Genomic DNA, 21,091 nt, shown 5'->3' with positions numbered 1-21,091 from the left:
TCTCAATTAGATGTTTACACAACCATTATATGCCCAGGTCGATTCAGCGTTCATATTTACCCCAAAGTAATCAGGGGGGATTTCACATCAACCTTTCTATAAACAGAAAATATTACAATACTTGCCTTCCGTTTATAATTTAATAGAAGCAGGTCGTTAAATCTGCTATAATCTAAGACATATTTCCCGGGAAATAGACAGCTTATAATGGAAAGGGTGGTCCAAATGACTTCAATCTGCTTAATAAGACATGGTGAAACAGATTGGAATAAGCAAAAAAGGTTGCAAGGTGCGACAGATATACCATTGAACGACACAGGAATCCAACAGGCTAATGAAGTTCGTCGATTACTAAGGGATTCCGATTGGGACTTAATTGTTACCAGCCCCCTTTCTCGTGCAAAAAGAACAGCTGAAATCATCAACGAAGACCTCCAACTACCTCTATTAGAGTTGGATGAATTGAAAGAAAGATCATTTGGAATAGGAGAAGGGATGTTTTTCGAAGATATCAAGGGAAAATACCCAAACCGTGAATTCGAAAATAAGGAGCCGACCGAAGATTTTCAGTTTAGAATCATGCAAGGTATTGATCAACTGAGTGAGAAGTACCCTAGCAAAAAGATATTATTAGTTGCTCACGGCGCAGTTATAAACATGATTCTCTCTATTGTTTCTAAAGGGGAAATAGGTACAGGCAAAACCAGATTAGTCAATGCATGCTTAAGTAACATTCAACATAACCGCTCAGAATGGACCATCCAAAACTACAATCAGATTGACCATTTGTCTGATTTCCAACAATAAACTTTCACTTACTGAAAAGTATGGTGACCGCAGTTTTTTATTAGAGTTCAAACTCACCAGTTCCACCCTGTTTATAATTAGTGCTTCTTTAGATAAATAGTTTGGCTCTGTTAAAGTTCAGTGTTGAGAATCTTGGACTGGCTCAATGAAAAGATCTTAGTTGATTTTGACGACTCGTGTGAGGCGGTGACTCCTAGGGGACCAGCACGAGCTGAAAATCACGCAAAACTCCCTGAAGGGAGTTTTGGGAAGTTGAAGCCGGGCCCCCAGGAAAGCTTCCGCCTCTAAGCGATTCGTCAGAATCAACAACAAACTTTAACAGAGCCAACAGTATAAATATTAAAACAACCCCAGCAAAGGCGCTGGGGTTGTTCCATATATAGCTTCATCCTACTTTATTTTCCAATGAACATTTGTGTCCAATACGTTGAACCATTTGATTCCACATACCCTACACCAATGTGTGTGAAGTTTTCATTTAATATATTTGCACGGTGCCCTTCACTATTCATCCATCCATTCATGACCTGCTCTGGTGAGCGTTGACCCTTCGCGATATTTTCACCGGCTGTGCGGTAATCAATACCGTAAGCTTGCATCATATCAAATGGTGAACCATAAGTCGGTGACTGATGGCTAAAGTAATTATTTGTAGCCATGTCTTGTGATTTATCACGTGCAACATTACTTAATTCACTTGAAAGCTCTACAGGTTGCAAACCGTGCTTTTGTCTCTCTTGGTTTACTAACTCAGCTACTTGTTGTTCATAAGCATGCACGTCACTAGCAGCAGGTTCTTCCACTTGTTGTTGGTTTTCTTCAGCTGCTGACTCTTCCGGTTGACTAGCTTCTTCTTGTTCTACAGGTTCTTCAGGAGCCTGTTCCTCAGTAGGCTCTTGATCTGCAGGTTGTTCTTGCTGCTCTTGTTCTTGAGGTGCTGGTTCGTCTACCTGAGGCTCTTCTTGCTTACGTTCCTCAAGTTGTTGCCAATTAAAGTTTGAATCAAAGTCATTCAAGTTGAATTGTCCAAAGTCAAATTGCTGTAGCTTTTTCTCTAAATCTTCAAAGCCTTTCAATTGAATGTTTTGTAAATCACTATTGCTCCACTGGAAATTATATTTTACAACAACTCGTTGTTGGTAATCTTCCCCATTAGATTGCTGGCCCGCATGTACTTGACCTGTAATAAGAGTTAAAGATAACAGGACAGCGACTAAGGCCATGATACTTGTACGAAGTTTCTTCAAGATGATCCCTCCTAAGTTTTTTGACCCCGACTCTTATTATCATTAAGACAATTAAGTAGTTCAATAGATTATACTAGTCCAAATTCTTCCAACATATACAAAAAGCTGTACCCCTTATTTGCCAAGGGATACAGCTTTATGTTAATTATTCCCATGATTCTATTTCTGGGTGGTATTTAACGATTTTAAGGCTTGTTTCACATTTGAGTATGTTTTCTGCTTGGCTAAATCAAACTCTAAATTTACTGAAGCCATCGCTAATTGAGCACGTACACCCGTAAAGATGACTTTAATTCCAATTAACTCCATAGAGTAAACAGTGTCGAAGAGATATTTAGCTACTAAATTATCCACGACTACTAAGCCAGACAAATCAAGAATCAAATACTCATACTCTTCTATTGCAGCTTTCCTTAACGTTTGATCCATTAATACTGCTGCTCGATTGCTACTAAGCTTTCCTATTACAGGACAAACTCCAATATGGTCATCGATTTTAATGATTGGAACGGATAATTCGTTTACTTCATTATCAGCCTCTTCGGAAGCCTTCTTGTATAACTTAATGAAGCTATTTACATAACCTATCATTAATTGGAGAATGGTTGTTTCAATTTCCTTATGAACATACATGATGTCTTCCTTTGTGAGTAATTCTTTGACCTCACTTGTTTCAAGCATATTCCAAATATGCTCACTTACATAGGTAATGATTGTGAAAGTCAGATGAAGCATTTCTTCATTATGTAAGCTTTCACTTCCTGCCTCGCGCCCAATATCTTGAATTCGAGAGAAAGAATAATAGCGATCTCCATATTCGAGACGTCCACCAATTGTGTGAATCAATCCTTCCATCAAACTACGGTCATTTGATGCCTCATAAAATAATTTCTTAGGTTGAGAATCTAAGGAGTATAAAATTTTATCTGTGATCGAACTTCGATTTTTAGTGATAGTTTTACCAACTATAGTTAAGTTTATTTTCATCTACCCCCTTCTCAATAAAATGTGATATAATCTTTCTATGCTTTTAATTGTAATTTAAATTCATATCATTTAAAGTAGTATATTTAGATATACTTCAAGAAGGGGTGCAGTTTATGGATAGAGACTTAGAATGTATGAAAACCACCTTGAACGTTGTATGTGGTAAATGGAAAGCTGTAATATTAATTAAACTTTCTGCTGGAACACTTCGTTTCGGGGAGATCAAGAAAAGTATCCCGTTAATCAAGCATCAAACGCTTATTAAACAACTAAAAGAATTAGAGAATGATGGATTAATATATCGGGAAGCGTACCCTGAGGTTCCACCAAAAGTGGAATATTCTCTCACAGAGTACGGCGAAGAATTACAACCATTACTCAATCAAATGGTTGAATGGGGCGAAAATCACACAAATAAATCAAAAACACTTTCATAAAAAACTTCCTAACAAAGGAGATTTATTATCTATTACTTGGTATAATCTAATTACACCGACGAATCCCGTAGCTGCACTAATACTTGGATTCGTTTTTTCTTTTTTAGTAGCATTGATTATATTCAAAGAAACCAAAGGGAAGTCCTCAGGCATGGTTTTATTCGGAGTAGGTATAGGTACTACCCCTCTTTTAGTTAATCTATTGACCAAGGTTGGCTTTTAATAGAATTTCACTTGAACCAACCTCTTTCTTTGAATTTAGAAATAGCTTCAATGCGATTCTTCACATCTAATTTATCAAGAATAATTGACACATAGTTTCTCACTGTCCCATTTGTCAAATATAGCTCTTGAGCTATTTCATCAGTTGTCTTACCATCAGCAATCAATTCAATGACTTCTTTTTCCCGATCAGTCAACGGATTTTCTTCTTCAAAAGCCAGGTCAACAAGTTCTGGAGCATATATTTTTCTTCCATCCATAATCGTCCGAATGGAATTCGCAAGATCTTCACTCGGTCCATCCTTCAACAGATATCCACTCACCTGTGCTTTTCTCGCGCGCTCGAAATATCCTGAACGAGCAAATGTCGTCAAGATGATTACCTTACAACGTGCATCAATCAACTCTTCAGCAGCATCTAGGCCTGTCATAACTGGCATCTCTATATCCATAATACAGATATCAGGGTCAAGCTCATGGACCAAATCCACCGCCTCTTGCCCATTTCTAGCCTTACCGACAACCTCTAAATCTTCTTCTAGATTAAGTAACGAACCAAGAGCCCCTAACAACATCCCTTGATCCTCTGCCAATACTATTCGAATCATACTCTTTCCTCCTGTTTCAGCTGTTGAATGACATTAGGAATTTCAATCTCAATGGACGTTCCATCAGTTCCATTCATCTGAATCTTCCCATTCACGAATTCTAACCTCTCACGCATCCCACGAAGACCATTACCAGAAATCGAATCATCGTCGTTGCTCATACCTACACCATCATCCTTGATTTTGGCTCGCACCTTGTCCGTAGTTTCCCCGACAGTTATGGAGCATTGGGTAGCCTGACTATGGCGAACCACATTATTGATCGATTCCTTCAAACACATACACAGCACATCTTCCACCAATAACGGTGAGTGACTAAGTTGACTATCACCTATAAACTGAAAATCGATTTCTGCGGCTTTTAAAATTTGTTCAATACGATTCAATTCATCCTCTAATTTAGCTCCGCGCATATTTGATACCATATCTCGAACTTCTTTTAATGCGGTTCGTGCTGTTTGGTTGATATCTGCTAGTTCATTTTTAGTACCGGCTACATCAACCTCGCTTAACCTACCCGCAAGATCACTCTTCAACCCAATTAGTGATAACTTTTGGCCTAAAGTATCATGTAAATCTCGGGCAATCCGCTGGCGTTCTTCAAAAACTATTAATTGGGAAATCTTTTTATTGGCATCATCTAATTGAGTCTCCAATTTTTCTTGCTTAATACGATTGTACATATTGAAAGGCAACAAAATGACTCCTAGTACTGTTATAACAAAAAACGGAAGCTGATTAAAAAACAACATTTGTTGCGTAAAAAAGCTGATATAAGCAGCAATAATAGTCGTCACTAGATGAACAACATACAAAGTAAAAAAACCAGCACGAGGTTGAACGTTACCTATAAAGAATGCAAGAAACAATGAAAAATAAATATAACCATAAAAGATCGTCAAACCTATGCTGATGGCCATCATAATTCCTACCCAAACATAGAGCGCCCCGCCGATCTTAAGGAAAGATAAACGATAGGAAGTGAAAAACATAACAATCAGAACAATTCCAATCAACATTTCCCACATGGAAGTCGAACGGAAAATAAAATAAAAAGGTAGTAAACTAAAAATAATCCAAACATATATACTCAAACTTAAATTTTTAGGAAAAATATTATACCAATTACGCATTGTATCTCTCATTTCTTAAACTCCATATATTAAATTTATTATAACATTCTAAAAAGAAAAACTGCCCATCATAAGATGGACAGCTATATTCATTTTAATAGGCTTTCTTACGATTCTCAAACTCGATTTTTTCACGTGATTTTTTCAATAGAGGTTTGACTTGTCGAAAGCTTACAAATCTCTTCTTGCTCTCATCATATAATCTGAACTTAATCGATTCCAAGCTAGACTTCACAGTAATGGTGGTAGCTTTTTGTAACGGCGGAGTATTTTCATGAACTTTTTCCAAATTGTAATTCGGTACCTTCGGGCTTAAATGGTGCACATGATGGTAACCAATATTACCTGTAATCCACTGCAATACACGTGGCAATTTGTAATAAGAACTTCCGTCAATGGCTGCTTTTACATAGTCCCAATACTCTTCATCTTCAAAATAAGAATCCTCGAATTGGTGCTGGACATAGAATAACCAAATGCCTAATGAACCTGATACTAATAAAATCGGTAATTGAACTAACAAGAATGCTTCTATTCCAATTGCCCATATCAGTACGGCTGATAACGCTATGATTGAAACAGTAGTCACATGTGTATTAATGCGCTCTTTCTTCTTAGCATCTTTTCGATTTAGTCGGTTTGTAATGAAAAATAAGAAAATCGGTCCTAATCCGAACATCACAATTGGATTACGATAGAAACGATACTGTAACCGCTCTTTCCAAGACGCATTAACATATTCATCAACCGTCATGATCCATACATCGCCTGTCCCACGCTTGTCCAAATTACTACTAGTTGCGTGATGAATCGAATGCTCACGCTTCCATTTTTCATAAGGGAACATCGTTAAAATACCAGTTATCGTGCCTAATGCATGGTTCCATTTTCTGTTTTTGAAAAATGATCCATGGCAGCAATCATGAAAAATGATGAATGTGCGAACGACGAAACCTGCTGCCACAACGGCGAAAGCCATTGTAAGCCAAACAGAAATACTAAGACTTTGATATGCGAGTACCCACAATAATATAAATGGTGGGATTGTATTTAATATTTGTTTAACACTTGCTCTTGTGTCAGGATCCTCAAAGGGTTTGACGCTTTTCTTTAGTTCAGCTAGCTTTTTATTTCTCATAATAGCCTCCTAATTAGTACTCTTTTTATCTTGTCTTCTAATCATAAAAAAAATTCATGATTTTAAGAAGTCATGAACGTCAGTGATTTAATATGACAAATGTCATGAATGTTGTTGAATCATACAATAAATGGCTTCTAATCCAGTTTAACCATGTGTTGCATCGGGTAATTTGACTATAATCTTCAAATTAAAAGGAGGATCAATATGAGTGATCAAAACAAAGGTAAGAAAGATGAACAGCTTGAGCAATTTCGAGCTGATGATCAAGGCAAGAAGTTAACGACCAATCAAGGTCTGAAGGTTTCTGAAGATGAATTTTCTTTAAAAGCCGGTGATCGTGGTCCAACTCTATTGGAAGACTTTCATTTCCGAGAAAAAATGACTCATTTTGATCACGAAAGAATTCCCGAAAGAATAGTTCACGCGCGAGGGTTCGCTGCTCATGGAGAATTTCAGGTGTACGAATCCCTCGAAGAATATACGAAAGCAGATTTCCTGACTGATCCATCTAAAAAGACACCTGTGTTCGTACGTTTCTCAACTGTCGCAGGTTCAAAAGGCTCCTCTGAGACAGTCCGTGATGCGCGAGGTTTTGCAACAAAATTTTATACAGATGAAGGTAACTATGATTTAGTCGGTAACAATATCCCCGTCTTTTTCATCCAAGATGCCATCAAGTTCCCTGACTTAGTACATGCTTTAAAGCCAGAACCACATAATGAAATGCCACAAGCAGCGTCTGCACATGATACATTTTGGGATTTTGTTGCGAATAACCAAGAGTCAGCTCACATGGTGATGTGGGCGATGTCGGACCGTGCGATCCCACGCAGCTTTCGCATGATGGAAGGTTTCGGTGTGCACACATTCAGATTGGTGAACAAAGAGGGGAAATCCCACTTTGTTAAATTCCACTGGAAACCTAAGTTAGGAACCCATTCAGTCGTATGGGATGAAGCACAAAAATTGTCCGGTAAAGATGCAGATTTCCACCGTGGAGACCTTTGGGAGTCCATAGAAAATGGTGAATATCCTGAGTATGAATTAGGAATTCAAGTCATTCCAGAAGAGGACGAGCATAAATTTGATTTCGATATTCTTGACCCGACAAAATTATGGCCGGAAGAAGACATTCCAGTAAAATTAGTCGGAAAAATGACCTTGAACCGTAATGTGGACAATGTATTCGCTGAAACGGAACAGGTTGCTTTCCATCCAGGACATGTCGTTCCAGGGATCGATTTTTCAAATGATCCATTGTTGCAAGGACGTTTATTCTCATATACTGATACCCAGTTGATCCGTCTCGGTGGGCCGAACTTCCACGAGCTTCCGATCAACCGTCCAGTCTGCCCCTTCCATAACAACCAACGTGATGGCTATGGACGTCAGACGATCAATAGAGGGCAAGTGAGTTACCATAAAAACTCATTGGCATCTAATACTCCTGAACCAGCTTCAGTTGAAGAAGGTGGCTATGAACACTACCAAGAAAAAGTAGAAGGCCACAAAGTCCGTGCCAGAAGTGAGAGTTTCAAGGACCACTTCTCTCAAGCCACACTGTTCTGGAACAGCATGAGTGAGCCCGAGAAAGACCATATCAAAGCAGCGTTCAGCTTTGAACTTGGTAAGGTTGGCAGTCAATCCGTTAAACAACAAGTCGTCGATATGTTCGCTAATGTAAGTGAGGATTTAGCAACTACCGTTGCAGATGCTATAGGTGCAGAGGTACCTGCAAATGCTGGATCAAGTGTAACGAAATCTTCTCCAGCTTTAAGTCAGGAAAATACCGTCTTTTCTGCTGAAACAAGAACGGTTGGCTTAATTATCGCTGACAACTTCAACGGTAGCGAAGTTGCAAAAGTACTTGATTCTCTTCGTAATGCCGGAACGATTGTCGAAGTCATCAGTGACAAACAAGGTAAGCTGAAGGGTGATGACGGGTCTGAGTTGAATGTCGACCACACCTTCTTAACAAGCGAATCAGTACTCTTCGATGCTCTGTATGTGGTTGGGGGCGAAGACGTCAGCAAATCATTTAAACATGACGCAAAATACTTCGTACAAGAAGCCTTCCAACACTTCAAACCAATCGGCGCGACACACCAAGGAGTGAACTGGTTGAAAGATAACAATCTCGATCAGAGTCCAGGAGTGGTTGCTGGAAGTGATCCGGACTCTTTCGCAAATGAATTTGTCGAAGCAATTTCTCAACACAGACATTGGACAAGAGATATCATCATATAAAGCCAACGCAAAGCTCTCGGTTTACATGTAAATGTGGCCGAGAGTTATTGTGTTGAGTTTTTTCATGAAAGTAATGATTTTAAATGTTAGGATAGATTCAGTGCGAAATTGTACATACAAGCGGAAGGATGAAGTTCTTTGAAAAAACGAACGACTAGAGTTCTTATCACATTAGTGGGGCTAACCTCATTTGTTATCGTTGTATTATTCTTGACAGGAATTTTTGGTGGTAAGAATTACGAAAAAGAACTTGAAGAAGCTGAAATTGAAATAGCTGATGGTGGAAGTTCTATTTATAATAATGGTGAAAATAAAACTTATCTATCTCTTAGTGACTTACCTGGAGGACAAATCGATCGAAATTCAGTTAAATTCTCTGTTGCAGAACCATATCCAACTGAAGAAGCAATTATCTTTTTCACAACTGGCCCTTCTCCGGTAGATCAGCGAGCTGGGTTGTACTACTTGAAAGATGAAGAGGTTCAACTGATTGGTAACGTTATTGGAGGACAAATAGTCGACAATTTAAGTTGGTCTCCTGATAACAAAAATTTAGCTTTCCAAGTCCGTTCCTCAGAAGAAAGTTTATATGATATCCAAATTTTAAAATTTAGTGATGACGCTGATTTAATCAGCTTTGATCAACTGTATCGAGGTGAGGATGATATCTTTAGCTCTGGGAGTTTTGAAAATATGGAGTGGGTGTCTGAAACAGAGCTCAGTCTTTCATTTGCAAACTCGGACAGTCTAATTTTGGATACCGAAAACCTTGAGGTCAATTAATGAAAGCTCACTCTTAAGAGTGAGCTTTTTTATATTCTTAAATTCTTTTTATGGTTTTATTCTTCATTAAAATACCTTCTCAATTATTGCCAGATTAGATGTATAAATAATGATAATAATATCAGTAAAAGGAGTGTCTAAATGAGAATATTATCTTTATTACTAACATCAGTTTTATTGTTCACTCTCCTTCCTGATCTTGCAGTGTCGGCGCAATCACCTGAGGACAAAGTGGTAGAGCTAACAAATGCTGAGAGGCAAGAGCGTGGATTACAACCTCTTTCTTATAGTTCAGAACTGTCGAAGGTTGCTGAAGAAAAAGCTAGGGATATGAACAATAATAATTATTTTTCCCATACGTCCCCTACTTATGGTTCACCTTTTGATATGATGAAACAGTATGGAATAAGTTATCGTAGAGCAGGTGAAAACATAGCGAAAGGGCAGCCTACAGCTTCTTCGGTAGTTCAAGATTGGATGAATAGTACAGGTCACAGGAGAAATATTTTAAATTCTAATTTCAACCGAATTGGCGTTGGTTATTATGAGGGACACTGGGTTCAAATGTTTGTTTATTCTAAAGCAGATTATACCGCAAAAGATCCAGCTCCAAAAAATGATAGCTATGACCCAAGTCCGAAGAGGTCCGGATGGCAATATTACACAGTTAAAAGTGGAGATACAGCCTGGGAGATTGCGATTAATAACTGGATTAGTTTAGAACAAATGAAAATTCTTAATCCAAAAATCAATAACTTGGGCAATTTAACAATCGGTCAAAAAATTCGTGTAAGTGGCAATCAATATGAGGTCCAGCCCGGTGACACTGCCTGGAATATCGCAAGAAAACACGGTATGAAAATATGGGAACTTCAAGTATTGAACCCTCAGGATGAAACTTTGGGCTCACTTCATGTGGGACAAGGACTATATGTAAGATAAAAGGAACGCTCTTCAGCGTTCCTTTCTTTTTTCTGAAAAATTAGCGCTTTAACGCCAACGATACATCATATGCACTTATATCAAGCTTCACTTCCCGACCTGTTACCAAATCCGCCATAACAGATCCTAAGTATGGACCACTGGTCAATCCTGAGGCACCTAATCCATTAGCAACAAATAACCCATCAAAATGTGGCACGGGACCAATGACCGGCAAAAAACCTGGAGTATAGGGACGAAAGCCGATTCGTGTTTCTACAAAAGTACTCTCATTCAATCCTGGTGCAACATCCAGTGCTCTATTCAATGCTTCATTTATCCCTGATGCTGTTACACGATAATCAAATCCAGCTTCATCGGTCCTCGTCGCTCCAGCTACAATCCGGTTATTACTGAGGGATAACAAGTATCCATTGTTCGGTGGCATTACTACAGGCCAATCATTCACCTCTTGGTTGGGCATCTCTAAGTGGACAATTTGAGCTCTTTGTAATGAAACATCAAACTGTATTCCCAGTGGGTCGAGTAACTGTTTTGCCCAAGCTCCGGAAGTATCAATAACACTGTCTGTCTCGAACACTTCATTCTCCACCTTGGCACCGGTCACTTTATTTCTTTCAACTAAGATTTCTGCACTTCCTTGAACAACACGGGCTCCACTCTCTTCAGCGGCTCGAATCATCGCGTCACGGATTGCACGTCCATCAACACGTGCGCCCCCACTTACATATACAGCGCCGTATTTCTCATCCAATGGGGGAAACTTTTCTCTCGCTTCTTCATTGGACAGCAGTTCAATATCGCCAATTTCAGGAGCATCATCTCTTCTCTTCTTCGCCCTCTCGACCATCTTCTCCAATTTCTCTTGATCAGTATGTAAACTAAGAGCGCCTACTTTCTTATAGCCTGTTTCAGTTTGACCGTTATCTTCAAGCTCTCTGACCAACTCCGGGTAATACCTTGCACCATTCTTCACTAACTGATACCAAGCCTTGTTGCGTCGTTGAGACAGCCAAGGACACACAATCCCAGCCGCAGCATCTGTTGCTTGTCCAAGATCTTTACGATCAATTAAAGTGACATCTGCGCCTAATTTAGCCAAATGGTAAGTCGTGGAAGCTCCAAGAATGCCTCCTCCAATTACGATATATTTCATCAATCTTCACCACCCAATTCGTCTAATATAATGTCTATTATCTCATAATTGCCGAATGAGCAAAAATCACTTACGATGATTAGAAGAGGTGTTTTACATGCAAAAATTAAAGTATGAAAAAAGTTGGGAGCAAAACCTTTCCCAACCCGATCGAAATAAGTTCGAACTAGCCTTTCCACAGATAGATTTTTCCGAATTAGAAAAGATAGACACGACCAGTTTTTGGTATGCTGAGAATCATCGTGAAGAACTCCTCTTCACTGTGCTTGTACATAATCAGTCAGATACTACTTTGACTTTCAAAGATACTCCTATCACTCTTGATAATTCAGATGGAATCATTGCCGAACACACCTTCACAATACCTCAACTCGAGATTCCGCCTGAAACCAGCATGCCATGGACTTTCATTTTTCCAAAAGGCAATTGGAAGGCATCTACACTTGATAATGAACAGGATTACAAACTAAAAATCCCAGCGCAATAATTAGAATATTGAGCTGGGTTCTTGTTTGAAAACTAAATTATAACTCTGGAGGACGTCGAACTCCAGTCGCCTGTTCATATCCATAAGCCAATTCAATCAACGTCGGCTCAGATAACGCCGTTCCACTGAACGTAATACCCACCGGTTCATTTTTTTCAGTATACCCAGCTGGCACAGTAATCGATGGATAACCTGCCTTTGCCGGAATAGCTGCCCCGATATTATTAGGAAAGACAATCGCGTCTAAGTCGTACTCCTGCAAAGTTGCATCTATTCCTTCTTCCTTCGAATAGAATTGGTCTTCGAGTAGCTCTTTCAAGTAAGCTGGTTCTGTCAACTGACCTGAAGTTTTAGCCGCTTCTTCAAACCACTTTTGGCCATACTTCAAAGTTTCTTCAGGATGCTTGTTATGAAAATCAATAATATCATCAAACGTGCGTACAGGAACGTCTCTTGAGATTGTCTTCAGGTAAGCATTCAAACTATTTTTGAATTCATGAATCATAACTCCTAATCCCCAGTCACGACCTGTTGTAGGAATCGTTACATCAATGACAGTCGCGCCATGAACTTCCAAAACGTGAACAGCTTCATCCATTATCTCCCGTTTGTCAGGTTCTATCGCATCAAAGTAAGCTTCACGAGCAATCCCTATACGTTTACCGTTCAAGCCCTCCAGCTTCAAATTGCTAGTAAAATCTTTTTCAAAGTAGCTCCCTGGGACTTGTGTAGCTTCATCGCGATCGTCTACGCCCACCATCGCTTGATACATATAGACAGCATCGCGAACTGTTCTCGCCATAGGTCCTGCAGTATCTTGAGTATGCGAGATTGGAATGATACCACTTCGACTGATCGTTCCAACGGTCGGTTTTATTCCGACCAGTGAATGTTGGCTTGCTGGGCTCAAAATTGAACCTGAAGTTTCAGTTCCAACTGAAACCACAGAAAAGTTTGCTGCTACAGCCGCCCCTGGGCCTGCACTAGATCCTCCAGTATCAAGATTACCTGGCCCGTATGGGTTCAACACTTGGCCCCCGAGTGAGCTGTAACCATTTGGCATGCCTTCAGTCATAAAGTTCGCCCATTCTGTCAGATTCGCTTTACCCAAAATGACAGCGCCAGCCTCTCGCAACTGTTCAGCAACAAAGGCATCATTACCAGCAACATGATCTTTCAACGCTAAAGAACCTGCAGTCGTGTGAGTCTTGTCTCCCGTGTCGATATTATCTTTAAGCACGATAGGAATCCCGTGAAGTGGACCACGCACATCCAGTTCTGCCCGTTCGGTATCCATCGCCTCTGCAATATGTAATGCATCCGGATTAACTTCTAAAATCGAATTGATTTTAGGACCATCTTGATCGAATCTTGCTATTCGGTCCAGGAACATAATGACCAGATCACGAGAAGTTAGTTCACCGCTCGCCATCATCTCCTGTAAACCATCAATCGATGCTTCAACTAAAAAATCATCCGCCAATCCTCGTAACCTCTTATTCATCCATATCACCTTTTCAAATATAATTTCTAACATTCATAGTATTTAAAAGAAATGATATCATGAAAATCATGGGATTGCCTTTTTCAACATTCAATCCGTCATACGAAAACCCTTAAAATCGACAAAAACAGTTCGATATTATTTACATAAACAGAAAAAGGTGGATTTAGATGAATTTATTTATAAGATTATTCTCGGCTTTTCCGGTACATATATTGATGGTCATCATCTCAGCACCGTTAGTATTATCTACACTCAGAAACCATACATCTTCAAGCCTGTTATGGTTATCTATCATCCTATTAGTCGTAAACATAGCAGGTTACATACTAGCAAGCTATCTTTTACTAAAAAAATATCGGTTTAAAGATATATTATTATCTACGGGGGTCATTTTTTTAATTGGATTCACTCTGCAATTTCTTGTCCAGTTGACAGAAAACTTATTTTTCAGCGTTACCTACCTGATATACAATTCCCCTGGAGTTGGATCGATGATTGGAATCTTCCAAATGACAAACGATTTTCTATCACTACAAATCGGCTCTCCGCTTGGGATTTTCATGAATTCGATCTTTCCGCCAATTTTGATTTTAATAGGCTTCGGATTAACAAGAAAAGTTGTAAAACCGACTCATAAGCACCAATTCATCCTGATTACGAGCTGCATCATCTTTTCAAAGGTGATCGTTTTAGCTACAGGAGTTTTCGGAAAAAGTATTCATACTCAGGAGGAACTTCGTAGTGCTTTCCCAATGGAGACTGGTTTTCCGTTCCATTTCGCTGAACTCCGATACCCTAACATCGATCCACCACTCCCCCACACCTTTCGAGGGTTCGACTGTTGCAGCGTGTATGTAAACTCTTGGAGTAATTATTGGTTATCCTTCTTTCTGATAGCCACCATAGTCATCATTTTAGCAGAGGTTACCTATCTATTATTCAAAAAATATAGTAGTGAATTTAAAAAAGAAGAAGCGAATAATCAGTAAGATTATTCGCTCCTAAGTACCATCTGCTCTTCATGTTCGCCCCATTCCACGGAAACCTCGACAACTTCTTCTTCGCTAATAGAAATTTCCTCGGCACCTGAAGCTGAATTAGTAAACTCTTTTTCACTAGGACCTTCACCGTCGAAATTTAAAGTATACCCTGTACTGGCACCTAAGTATTCAAAAGAGTATTGAAGTCGACCTATATCAGCTAACTCTTCTAAATCTCCTTTATAAGTCAACACAAAATCTTCCGTGGTCACACCACCACTTTTAGATACAGTTAGGTCACCCTCCCAGTTATCGCTTTCCCCTTCAAAGACATGTTCTTCACTGAAAGCACATCCCGCCAGAAGCATGATAGACAACAAAAACAACAACCCACACAGCATTAACTTCTTCATCTAATCCCCCTAAGAATTTTTTACATAATAAAACTCTTCTAACTATATGATACCATAATATTTCCATTTTTCTTTTTAATTGTAAAAGCCATAACTATATTGCCTTTCCGTAATATTTAGATATAATGTAAAAAATGTGTACTGAACGGAGGGCTATCATGCAAATTGAAGATATTTATAAAGATTTACCTACTCTCGAGACAGAACGACTGCGCCTTAGAAAAATCACCTCAAATGATTTAGAGGATCTTTTCAAATACGGGTCAGATCCAGAAGTCACAAAGTTTGTTACTTGGGAAACTCATAAGACATTAAGCGACTCGAAAGCTTTTATTGATTTCGCTCTACATCAATATGAAAAAAATCAGATAGCTCCATGGGCTATTGAATACAAACAAAACGGAAAATTGATCGGGACTGTCGATTTTGTTTGGTGGAAACCGAACCATAACTCAGCAGAAATAGGATATGTACTCTCACGTGAATACTGGGGAAAAGGATTTATGACGGAGGCAGTCAAAAGATTGATCACATTCGGATTTGAGAATATGGATTTAGTCCGTATCCAGGCCAAATCTTTTAAAGATAACATCGCTTCAGAAAGAGTTATGATAAAGGCAGGCATGGTCTATGAAGGTACCCACCGCAAAGAAATGCTTGTTAAGGGTGAACATCAGGACTTGAAAACGCACGCTATTTTGAAAGAAGATTTTTATGAAAATGAACAATTGAGTAAGTAGCATAACCTGTAATTTTCGATATCTTCACTGAAATCTTGTAAAATGAAATCATACTAATTTCATTTAAAAAGGTGATGCCAATGTTCAAAACTTTCAATGTTAAAACCGACCATCATGATCAAATGATAGATGTAACAGCTGACGTGGAAAATTGGATTAAAGAACAGAATGTTAACGATGCAATCATCGTGATATCCTCTATGCACACCACTGCCGGCTTAACGGTCAACGAGAACGCTGACCCAGATGTAAAAACGGATATGCTCCGCAGATTCCGAGAAATTTATCCATGGGATGATCCAAAAGACAAGCACGCTGAAGGGAATACAGCTGCTCATATGAAAACGAGTACAGTCGGACATGCTCAAACTCTTATTATCGAAAGTGGCCGTTTAGTTCTTGGTACGTGGCAGGGGTTATATTTCTGTGAATTTGATGGACCTAGACAACGAAAATTCTCAGCCAAAATAATCTCAGCATAATAATCAGAGAGGAGAATGCATTATGAGCCATTCAAAAGTTCACATTCCACCGATGTCTATGAACGCTATTACCGCTAAACTTTTTACTCATGTAGAACGAAATATTGTTCAAAACTATGGAGAAAAAGGTCGCGAAAAAGTTAGACAAGGTGTTGAAAATTTCGGTTACTATGATGCTGAAAAAATAGCAAAACAAGCAACGGTAGATGGGGAAAATCACACTCTTTTTGAATACCTCCCCCGTAATCACAATACTGAAAGCAAATACGAGAAAGATATAACCATCTATGCTTTAATGGCAAAACTATTTGCCCAAGTAACAAAAGCAGTCGTCGACTACTTCGGGGAAGAAAGTAACGATGTCATTCGAGAAGGTGTACGTACTTTTGGAGAAGAGCGAGGCAAAGGAATAGCTCAACGTGCACGCACAAATGATCTTCCGAATACCATTGAAAACTATCTAAGTAACTACGACATGCCACGTAGCGAACTTTTCACATTTGATACTGAATTCCACCCGAGTGAGATCGAACAGAACTTCACTGTCTGTCCTTTTGGTCAGCAGTGGGCCGATGATAACATGCATGAATACGGAATTCTTTATTGTCAGATGATCGACCCATCCGTCGCTAAAGGATACAATCCAGATTTTGAAGTCGAGCATGATCAATATGTATTGAGAGAAGGCAATTGCCACTTCAGATTTAAATTAGATGAGTAATTAAAAGCCAGACCCTGTGAAGATGGAATTTCTCACAAAGTCTGGCTTTGATTATTTTTTCAATTGTTCCCCATATTCATACATTGCTTCACTCATGAAGACTGCGAGCCCATCCCCAAACTGATCGATATTCTTTGTAAACCTTTCATCCTGGACATACATCATACCTAAACCTTGAAAAGCGTCAGGTGAATAAGTCGTAAAATGGGCATTCAAATAATCGTACCATTTTCTTATAGCGGCTTGTGCCTGTTCTGACTTAGGATTTTCATGCCGGATAGCCGCTAACTTCCTGTATATCTCATTCATTTCTTCTTGATGCTCTTTAGACATTTTCATCGCGTTCTTTCTCGCTTCATCAACCGCTTCATCGCCCCAACGTTTTCTCGCCTCATGTTCATAAGGGTTATGACTGAAATCGAATCCTTTGAACTTCTCATCATTCGACATCGTTACACCTCCTTTTTCTTTTTCAATCGTTTCATTGATCGTTTCTAACATCGCGTCCAGTTTCTCACGTTTCTTCCTCAATAGTTCACGATGCATTTCGAGTGCTTCCAATTGATCATAGTCCGGACGATTGATAATCTCCTTGATTTTTTTCAATGGGAAATCAAGCTCTCGAAAAAACAAAATTTGCTGAAGGGTAGATAGATCTTGATCCGAATAGTTTCGATAGCCAGAGCCCGCGGATTTTTCTGGCTTCAGTAAGCCTATCTCATCATAATGATGCAGCGTGCGCACACTGACACCACTGACTTTGGAAACTTCATTCACCTTCATATTCTCACCCCTTCCATTTATACAGTAAGGTATGACGTAACGTCAGAGTCAACAAAATAATCGTTTTTTCTTTCTACATATAATGATAGACCAATTTGTAATAAGTGGAAATGAAGGCGTTGAAAAAGTCATGGTGGTAGATATTTTTCCATAAGATCCCATCAAGACTTTTGTCACGTTATCCCCTCACCGAGTTTAATTACAGTTATTTGGTGGAACAAAATGTTATAAAATCATTTTGTGCAGGAGGGGTATCATGACACCCGATCAGATAGGTTTCGCTCTATTATATTTAGGATTATTTTTATTAATTGGTAAATGGATTAGAGTAAGAGTCAAATGGTTACAAGCTTTGTTCTTACCTTCCTCAGTTATTGCGGGTTTCTTAGCACTACTATTAGGTCCGCAGGTATTAGGAAAAATAATGACGCCCATCACCGGTGAAGATTCATTTTGGTCAAACGGTGTGATGACTCAAGAAATGACAGAGGTCTGGGCGGCTTTACCCGGCCTATTGATTAACGTTGTCTTTGCAACACTATTTTTAGGAACCATTTTGCCTGGGCTCAAAAAGATTTGGCATATTGGTGGTCCTCAATTAGCTTTCGGTTGGAGTCTAGGTTGGGGACAATACGTTGTTGGTATATTGTTAGCTTTATTTGTACTCGGGCCATTTTTCGGAATGCCGCCGATGGCTGGTGCACTGATTGAAGTTGGTTTTGAAGGTGGTCATGGTACAGCAGCAGGTCTTCAAGGTACATTTGAAGAAATGGATTTTGCTGAAGCTTATGACTTGGCCATTGGACTAGCTACAGTTGGTATACTTTCCGGTGTACTTATTGGTATCGCCTTTATCAACTGGGGCGTTAAGAAAAATAAAACAGAAATCATCAAGGACGTCAAAGAACAGTCTAAAATTAAGAGAGCTGGTATTGTTGAATTCGAAAACCGTGAACCAGCTGCAAAAATGACCGTTCGTCCAGAGTCGATCGAGCCACTGTCGCTCCACATTGCTATTATAAGTGCCGCCATTCTTGTCGGTTATGTTTTACTAGAGTTATTCATATTTGCAGAAGCAACGATCATCGGTTCAGACTTGATGACCTATGTACCTCTATTCCCACTAGCAATGATCGGTGGTATATTGGTACAGCTGTTCTTCACGAAAATCGATAACACAGAAGTGATAGATCGACGTATGATCAGCCGTATCCAAGGTTTTTCACTCGATGTATTAATCTTAGCTGCAATCGCAACCGTTTCATTAGACGTCATCGGTGATTATCTCGTGCCGTTCTTATTATTAGCTGGTGCAGGTATTGCTTGGAACGTCCTTGGTTTCTTCGTTCTAGCACCAAGGATGATCCCCACTTACTGGTTAGAACGTGCAATCGGTGATTTCGGTCAATCAATGGGTATTACAGCTACTGGTCTATTATTGATGAGAGTGGCGGACCCTGAAACAGAATCCCCAGCATTCGAAGGTTTCGGTTACAAACAGCTAGTGTTCGAGCCATTCCTGGGTGGTGGACTAGTGACCGCATTATCCGTACCACTCATATACGAATATGGACCACTTCCATTCCTTGGGTTTGCAACAGTCATGCTCATCATTGGACTATTAGTAGGTTTACTTTACTTCGGGAAAAAGAAGGAATAACAATGAAGAAATAAAAAACGTTGGAAAGTCATTTGAAATGGCTCTCCAACGTTTTTTTATGTAATTTATTTTGTTGCTCAATTTCATTATACCAAGTTTCCCAGAAAAATATCAGTCTTATATTATTTCTTATAGCTGATAGTCTAGCCTCAGGAGGGATTTCATGATTAATTATAGAATAAAACCCGTGGAAAACTATAGTGAGAAGATAGGCGAACTAATTTCCATGCTCACTCACACAAGGGAAGTAACACTCTCAGAGATCAAAGATCTTAGATTGGAAGAGCTCGACAGACTGATTCATGACAACGGAAACACAATCGGAGCTATTCTTAAACATATTGCAGCTATAGAAGCTGTTCATCAGGTGATTTCTTTTGAACGAAGAGATTTAACAGAAGCGGAGCTAAAAGATTGGAAAACTGCATTAGAACTAGGAGAAACAGCTAGACACAAAATTAAAAGTCAACAAGTTGAAGAATACATCAAAACTCTAGAGAACGTAAGAAAAACTACACTTTCAACCTTTAAAAAACTTGATGATGAATGGTTGTATAAAGAAAATACTTGGCATAACGGCATTGCTTATAACAACTATTATTTATGGTTTCATGTCATGGAAGATGAAATCAACCACCGTGGCCAAATTAGATTACTCAAAAGAAGATTAAGGGAAAGATGACAAATATGCATATCACTCCAGCACTCGTCATATTAATCAATGATGTACAAAAAAGGAGTGATTTCATCATGCCGATTCCACCTGGAACCCATATTCTTCACACTGTCCAGGGTGGTGACACCTTATACCAGATAGCCAATCGCTACGAAAGTGATGTTGAAGCTATAGTTGAAGCGAATGGAATTTATCCACCCTTCACTGATCCCTATCTCATATTCCCTGGGCAGGTTTTGATTGTTCCTAAGATTATTTCTAACCTTTCAAACACATTATACGTCGTTCAAAATGGCGACACTGTTGGATCGATTGCCTTCCGCTTTTCAGCGCATCCTGACCTGCTAATTGGAACAAACTACTCCATACAGAATCCAAACTATATATTCCCTAATCAACAACTCTTACTACCAGCCTATATTTATGAAATCGAGTCAGGCGATACATTAAGTGGAATCTCAACTAGAACTGGGGCTTCTATTGAAGAAATCCTACGAGCCAATGCCAATCGTCCAGCCATTTCACCAGATCTTATTTATCCTGGAACACAAATGATTATCCCTCTCCCCTCATCACGAAATATTATTGTGACACAGCCACTCCCAGGAAGTTCTGTTTCCGATGGTTCTATATTAGAGGGTTATGCTCGTGCATTTGAAGCAAATGTTTTGTACCGCCTTCTTGATTTTAATCAGAATGAAATTATTGAAGAAACTTTCACAACAGCAGAATATGGTGCACCAACCTATGGACGTTTTAGAACAAACCTGACATTCGACAGAGCACCGTCTACCCAAAGAGGTGAACTACAAGTCTATACTAGAAGTGCCCAAGATGGTTCTGTACAGGATCTAGTGCGACTTGGAATACAATTCAACACTTAATGACTTAAAAAAATTCCATAGGAAATACTGATAGAAAAAAATAAAGAA

At 39.2% G+C, this 21,091-nt stretch carries 21 protein-coding genes and 1 pseudogene; 13 read left to right on the top strand and 9 right to left on the bottom strand.

The genetic code is table 11. The features are described from left to right. Positions 1 to 225: 225 nt before the first annotated feature. Complete coding sequence (locus CEY16_RS13830; protein ID WP_101332634.1) at positions 226 to 807, top strand: histidine phosphatase family protein; 582 nt, start codon at positions 226 to 228, stop codon at positions 805 to 807. A 395-nt stretch (positions 808 to 1,202) separates the two neighbouring features. Here CEY16_RS13830 and CEY16_RS13825 read toward each other — a convergent pair whose 3' ends face one another. Both CEY16_RS13825 and CEY16_RS13820 read right to left on the bottom strand, forming a co-directional pair. Further along, the gene (locus tag CEY16_RS13825) at positions 1,203 to 2,054 is read right to left on the bottom strand and encodes a CAP domain-containing protein (RefSeq protein ID WP_238378865.1); all 852 of its coding nucleotides are present in this window, start codon (positions 2,052 to 2,054) and stop codon (positions 1,203 to 1,205) included. Positions 2,055 to 2,213: 159 nt separating this feature from the next. After that, the gene (locus tag CEY16_RS13820; protein WP_101332633.1) at positions 2,214 to 3,041 is read right to left on the bottom strand and encodes an STAS domain-containing protein; all 828 of its coding nucleotides are present in this window, start codon (positions 3,039 to 3,041) and stop codon (positions 2,214 to 2,216) included. Positions 3,042 to 3,154: 113 nt separating this feature from the next. On the opposite strand from CEY16_RS13820, the gene CEY16_RS13815 reads away from it, so the two are divergent. Next, the gene (locus CEY16_RS13815) at positions 3,155 to 3,478 is read left to right on the top strand and encodes a winged helix-turn-helix transcriptional regulator (protein WP_202908642.1); all 324 of its coding nucleotides are present in this window, start codon (positions 3,155 to 3,157) and stop codon (positions 3,476 to 3,478) included. Between the two features lie 230 nt (positions 3,479 to 3,708). Here CEY16_RS13815 and CEY16_RS13810 read toward each other — a convergent pair whose 3' ends face one another. The 3 genes from CEY16_RS13810 to desA all read right to left on the bottom strand — a co-directional run bounded on the left by CEY16_RS13810 (position 3,709) and on the right by desA (position 6,579). Next, positions 3,709 to 4,308, bottom strand: a complete 600-nt coding sequence (locus CEY16_RS13810; protein ID WP_101332632.1) for a response regulator transcription factor — start codon at positions 4,306 to 4,308, stop codon at positions 3,709 to 3,711. Beyond that, positions 4,305 to 5,453 carry a sensor histidine kinase gene (locus tag CEY16_RS13805; RefSeq protein ID WP_338015934.1) on the bottom strand — a complete coding sequence of 383 codons (1,149 nt, stop codon included), beginning with the start codon at positions 5,451 to 5,453 and terminating at the stop codon, positions 4,305 to 4,307. Before CEY16_RS13805 ends, CEY16_RS13810 begins: the two co-directional genes overlap by 4 nt. 82 nt (positions 5,454 to 5,535) lie before the next feature. Beyond that, positions 5,536 to 6,579: a Delta(5) desaturase DesA gene (gene desA / locus CEY16_RS13800; RefSeq protein WP_101332631.1), complete on the bottom strand. Its 1,044-nt coding sequence runs from the start codon at positions 6,577 to 6,579 to the stop codon at positions 5,536 to 5,538. Between the two features lie 207 nt (positions 6,580 to 6,786). Here desA and CEY16_RS13795 point away from each other — a divergent pair, with 207 nt between their 5' ends. The 3 genes and pseudogenes from CEY16_RS13795 to CEY16_RS15475 all read left to right on the top strand — a co-directional run. Then, positions 6,787 to 8,829 carry a catalase gene (locus CEY16_RS13795; RefSeq protein WP_101332630.1) on the top strand — a complete coding sequence of 681 codons (2,043 nt, stop codon included), beginning with the start codon at positions 6,787 to 6,789 and terminating at the stop codon, positions 8,827 to 8,829. A 138-nt stretch (positions 8,830 to 8,967) separates the two neighbouring features. Beyond that, complete coding sequence (locus CEY16_RS13790) at positions 8,968 to 9,612, top strand: hypothetical protein (protein ID WP_101332629.1); 645 nt, start codon at positions 8,968 to 8,970, stop codon at positions 9,610 to 9,612. A gap of 207 nt (positions 9,613 to 9,819) precedes the next feature. Continuing rightward, positions 9,820 to 10,185: pseudogene (locus CEY16_RS15475) on the top strand (CAP domain-containing protein); the annotation flags it as partial. A gap of 409 nt (positions 10,186 to 10,594) precedes the next feature. On the opposite strand, the gene CEY16_RS13780 reads toward CEY16_RS15475, so the two are convergent. After that, positions 10,595 to 11,713 carry an NAD(P)/FAD-dependent oxidoreductase gene (locus CEY16_RS13780; RefSeq protein WP_101332627.1) on the bottom strand — a complete coding sequence of 373 codons (1,119 nt, stop codon included), beginning with the start codon at positions 11,711 to 11,713 and terminating at the stop codon, positions 10,595 to 10,597. 94 nt (positions 11,714 to 11,807) lie between these two features. On the opposite strand from CEY16_RS13780, the gene CEY16_RS13775 reads away from it, so the two are divergent. Next, positions 11,808 to 12,197: an SLAP domain-containing protein gene (locus tag CEY16_RS13775; protein WP_101332626.1), complete on the top strand. Its 390-nt coding sequence runs from the start codon at positions 11,808 to 11,810 to the stop codon at positions 12,195 to 12,197. A gap of 37 nt (positions 12,198 to 12,234) precedes the next feature. Here CEY16_RS13775 and CEY16_RS13770 read toward each other — a convergent pair whose 3' ends face one another. Further along, the gene (locus CEY16_RS13770; RefSeq protein ID WP_101332625.1) at positions 12,235 to 13,701 is read right to left on the bottom strand and encodes an amidase family protein; all 1,467 of its coding nucleotides are present in this window, start codon (positions 13,699 to 13,701) and stop codon (positions 12,235 to 12,237) included. Positions 13,702 to 13,871: 170 nt separating this feature from the next. Between CEY16_RS13770 and CEY16_RS13765 the strand changes: the two genes are divergently transcribed. Then, the gene (locus tag CEY16_RS13765) at positions 13,872 to 14,693 is read left to right on the top strand and encodes a hypothetical protein (RefSeq protein ID WP_101332624.1); all 822 of its coding nucleotides are present in this window, start codon (positions 13,872 to 13,874) and stop codon (positions 14,691 to 14,693) included. Between the two features lie 2 nt (positions 14,694 to 14,695). Here the strand turns inward: CEY16_RS13765 and CEY16_RS13760 are convergent, their stop codons facing one another. Continuing rightward, on the bottom strand, positions 14,696 to 15,097 hold the full coding sequence (locus CEY16_RS13760) for a hypothetical protein (protein WP_101332623.1): 402 nt from the start codon (positions 15,095 to 15,097) through the stop codon (positions 14,696 to 14,698). Positions 15,098 to 15,255: 158 nt separating this feature from the next. Between CEY16_RS13760 and CEY16_RS13755 the strand changes: the two genes are divergently transcribed. From CEY16_RS13755 to CEY16_RS13745, 3 genes are all read left to right on the top strand, one after another. Next, positions 15,256 to 15,837: a GNAT family N-acetyltransferase gene (locus tag CEY16_RS13755; RefSeq protein ID WP_101332622.1), complete on the top strand. Its 582-nt coding sequence runs from the start codon at positions 15,256 to 15,258 to the stop codon at positions 15,835 to 15,837. A gap of 80 nt (positions 15,838 to 15,917) precedes the next feature. Beyond that, positions 15,918 to 16,319 (top strand): secondary thiamine-phosphate synthase enzyme YjbQ, encoded by a 402-nt coding sequence (locus CEY16_RS13750; RefSeq protein ID WP_101332621.1) that lies wholly within the window; start codon positions 15,918 to 15,920, stop codon positions 16,317 to 16,319. A gap of 22 nt (positions 16,320 to 16,341) precedes the next feature. Continuing rightward, positions 16,342 to 17,040 carry an L-2-amino-thiazoline-4-carboxylic acid hydrolase gene (locus tag CEY16_RS13745; RefSeq protein ID WP_101332620.1) on the top strand — a complete coding sequence of 233 codons (699 nt, stop codon included), beginning with the start codon at positions 16,342 to 16,344 and terminating at the stop codon, positions 17,038 to 17,040. A 51-nt stretch (positions 17,041 to 17,091) separates the two neighbouring features. On the opposite strand, the gene CEY16_RS13740 is transcribed toward CEY16_RS13745, so the two are convergent. Beyond that, the gene (locus CEY16_RS13740) at positions 17,092 to 17,823 is read right to left on the bottom strand and encodes a MerR family transcriptional regulator (RefSeq protein ID WP_101332619.1); all 732 of its coding nucleotides are present in this window, start codon (positions 17,821 to 17,823) and stop codon (positions 17,092 to 17,094) included. A gap of 256 nt (positions 17,824 to 18,079) precedes the next feature. On the opposite strand from CEY16_RS13740, the gene CEY16_RS13735 reads away from it, so the two are divergent. The 3 genes from CEY16_RS13735 to CEY16_RS13725 all read left to right on the top strand — a co-directional run bounded on the left by CEY16_RS13735 (position 18,080) and on the right by CEY16_RS13725 (position 21,043). Beyond that, a complete protein-coding gene (locus tag CEY16_RS13735; protein ID WP_101332618.1) occupies positions 18,080 to 19,483 on the top strand; it encodes a sodium/glutamate symporter in 1,404 nt (467 codons plus the stop codon). 163 nt (positions 19,484 to 19,646) lie between these two features. Next, positions 19,647 to 20,165, top strand: coding sequence for a DinB family protein (locus CEY16_RS13730; RefSeq protein ID WP_101332617.1), 519 nt, complete (start codon positions 19,647 to 19,649; stop codon positions 20,163 to 20,165). Then, entirely contained in the window at positions 20,162 to 21,043 is an 882-nt protein-coding gene (locus CEY16_RS13725) for a LysM peptidoglycan-binding domain-containing protein (protein ID WP_238378864.1), read from the top strand. Before CEY16_RS13730 ends, CEY16_RS13725 begins: the two co-directional genes overlap by 4 nt. The last annotated feature ends 48 nt before the right edge of the window (positions 21,044 to 21,091 follow it).

Source organism: Halalkalibacillus sediminis (genome assembly GCF_002844535.1).
GTDB classification, from domain to species: domain Bacteria; phylum Bacillota; class Bacilli; order Bacillales; family Alkalibacillaceae; genus Halalkalibacillus_A; species Halalkalibacillus_A sediminis.
The sequence above is the reverse complement of the archived record's forward strand: the minus strand, read 5'-3'. Positions and strand labels throughout refer to the sequence as shown.

What these genes read in the sequence shown, in the direction of transcription:
- CEY16_RS13830 (WP_101332634.1), top strand. Translation starts at nt 226, where the DNA reads ATGACTTCAATCTGCTTAATAAGACATGGTGAAACAGATTGGAATAAG.
- CEY16_RS13740 (WP_101332619.1), bottom strand. Translation starts at nt 17,823, where the DNA reads ATGAAGGTGAATGAAGTTTCCAAAGTCAGTGGTGTCAGTGTGCGCACG.
- CEY16_RS13795 (WP_101332630.1), top strand. Translation starts at nt 6,787, where the DNA reads ATGAGTGATCAAAACAAAGGTAAGAAAGATGAACAGCTTGAGCAATTT.
- CEY16_RS13755 (WP_101332622.1), top strand. Translation starts at nt 15,256, where the DNA reads ATGCAAATTGAAGATATTTATAAAGATTTACCTACTCTCGAGACAGAA.
- CEY16_RS13805 (WP_338015934.1), bottom strand. Translation starts at nt 5,453, where the DNA reads ATGAGAGATACAATGCGTAATTGGTATAATATTTTTCCTAAAAATTTA.
- CEY16_RS13750 (WP_101332621.1), top strand. Translation starts at nt 15,918, where the DNA reads ATGTTCAAAACTTTCAATGTTAAAACCGACCATCATGATCAAATGATA.
- CEY16_RS13765 (WP_101332624.1), top strand. Translation starts at nt 13,872, where the DNA reads ATGAATTTATTTATAAGATTATTCTCGGCTTTTCCGGTACATATATTG.
- CEY16_RS13745 (WP_101332620.1), top strand. Translation starts at nt 16,342, where the DNA reads ATGAGCCATTCAAAAGTTCACATTCCACCGATGTCTATGAACGCTATT.
- desA (WP_101332631.1), bottom strand. Translation starts at nt 6,579, where the DNA reads ATGAGAAATAAAAAGCTAGCTGAACTAAAGAAAAGCGTCAAACCCTTT.
- CEY16_RS13770 (WP_101332625.1), bottom strand. Translation starts at nt 13,701, where the DNA reads ATGAATAAGAGGTTACGAGGATTGGCGGATGATTTTTTAGTTGAAGCA.
- CEY16_RS13725 (WP_238378864.1), top strand. Translation starts at nt 20,162, where the DNA reads ATGACAAATATGCATATCACTCCAGCACTCGTCATATTAATCAATGAT.
- CEY16_RS13730 (WP_101332617.1), top strand. Translation starts at nt 19,647, where the DNA reads ATGATTAATTATAGAATAAAACCCGTGGAAAACTATAGTGAGAAGATA.
- CEY16_RS13735 (WP_101332618.1), top strand. Translation starts at nt 18,080, where the DNA reads ATGACACCCGATCAGATAGGTTTCGCTCTATTATATTTAGGATTATTT.
- CEY16_RS13810 (WP_101332632.1), bottom strand. Translation starts at nt 4,308, where the DNA reads ATGATTCGAATAGTATTGGCAGAGGATCAAGGGATGTTGTTAGGGGCT.
- CEY16_RS13820 (WP_101332633.1), bottom strand. Translation starts at nt 3,041, where the DNA reads ATGAAAATAAACTTAACTATAGTTGGTAAAACTATCACTAAAAATCGA.
- CEY16_RS13760 (WP_101332623.1), bottom strand. Translation starts at nt 15,097, where the DNA reads ATGAAGAAGTTAATGCTGTGTGGGTTGTTGTTTTTGTTGTCTATCATG.
- CEY16_RS13775 (WP_101332626.1), top strand. Translation starts at nt 11,808, where the DNA reads ATGCAAAAATTAAAGTATGAAAAAAGTTGGGAGCAAAACCTTTCCCAA.
- CEY16_RS13815 (WP_202908642.1), top strand. Translation starts at nt 3,155, where the DNA reads ATGGATAGAGACTTAGAATGTATGAAAACCACCTTGAACGTTGTATGT.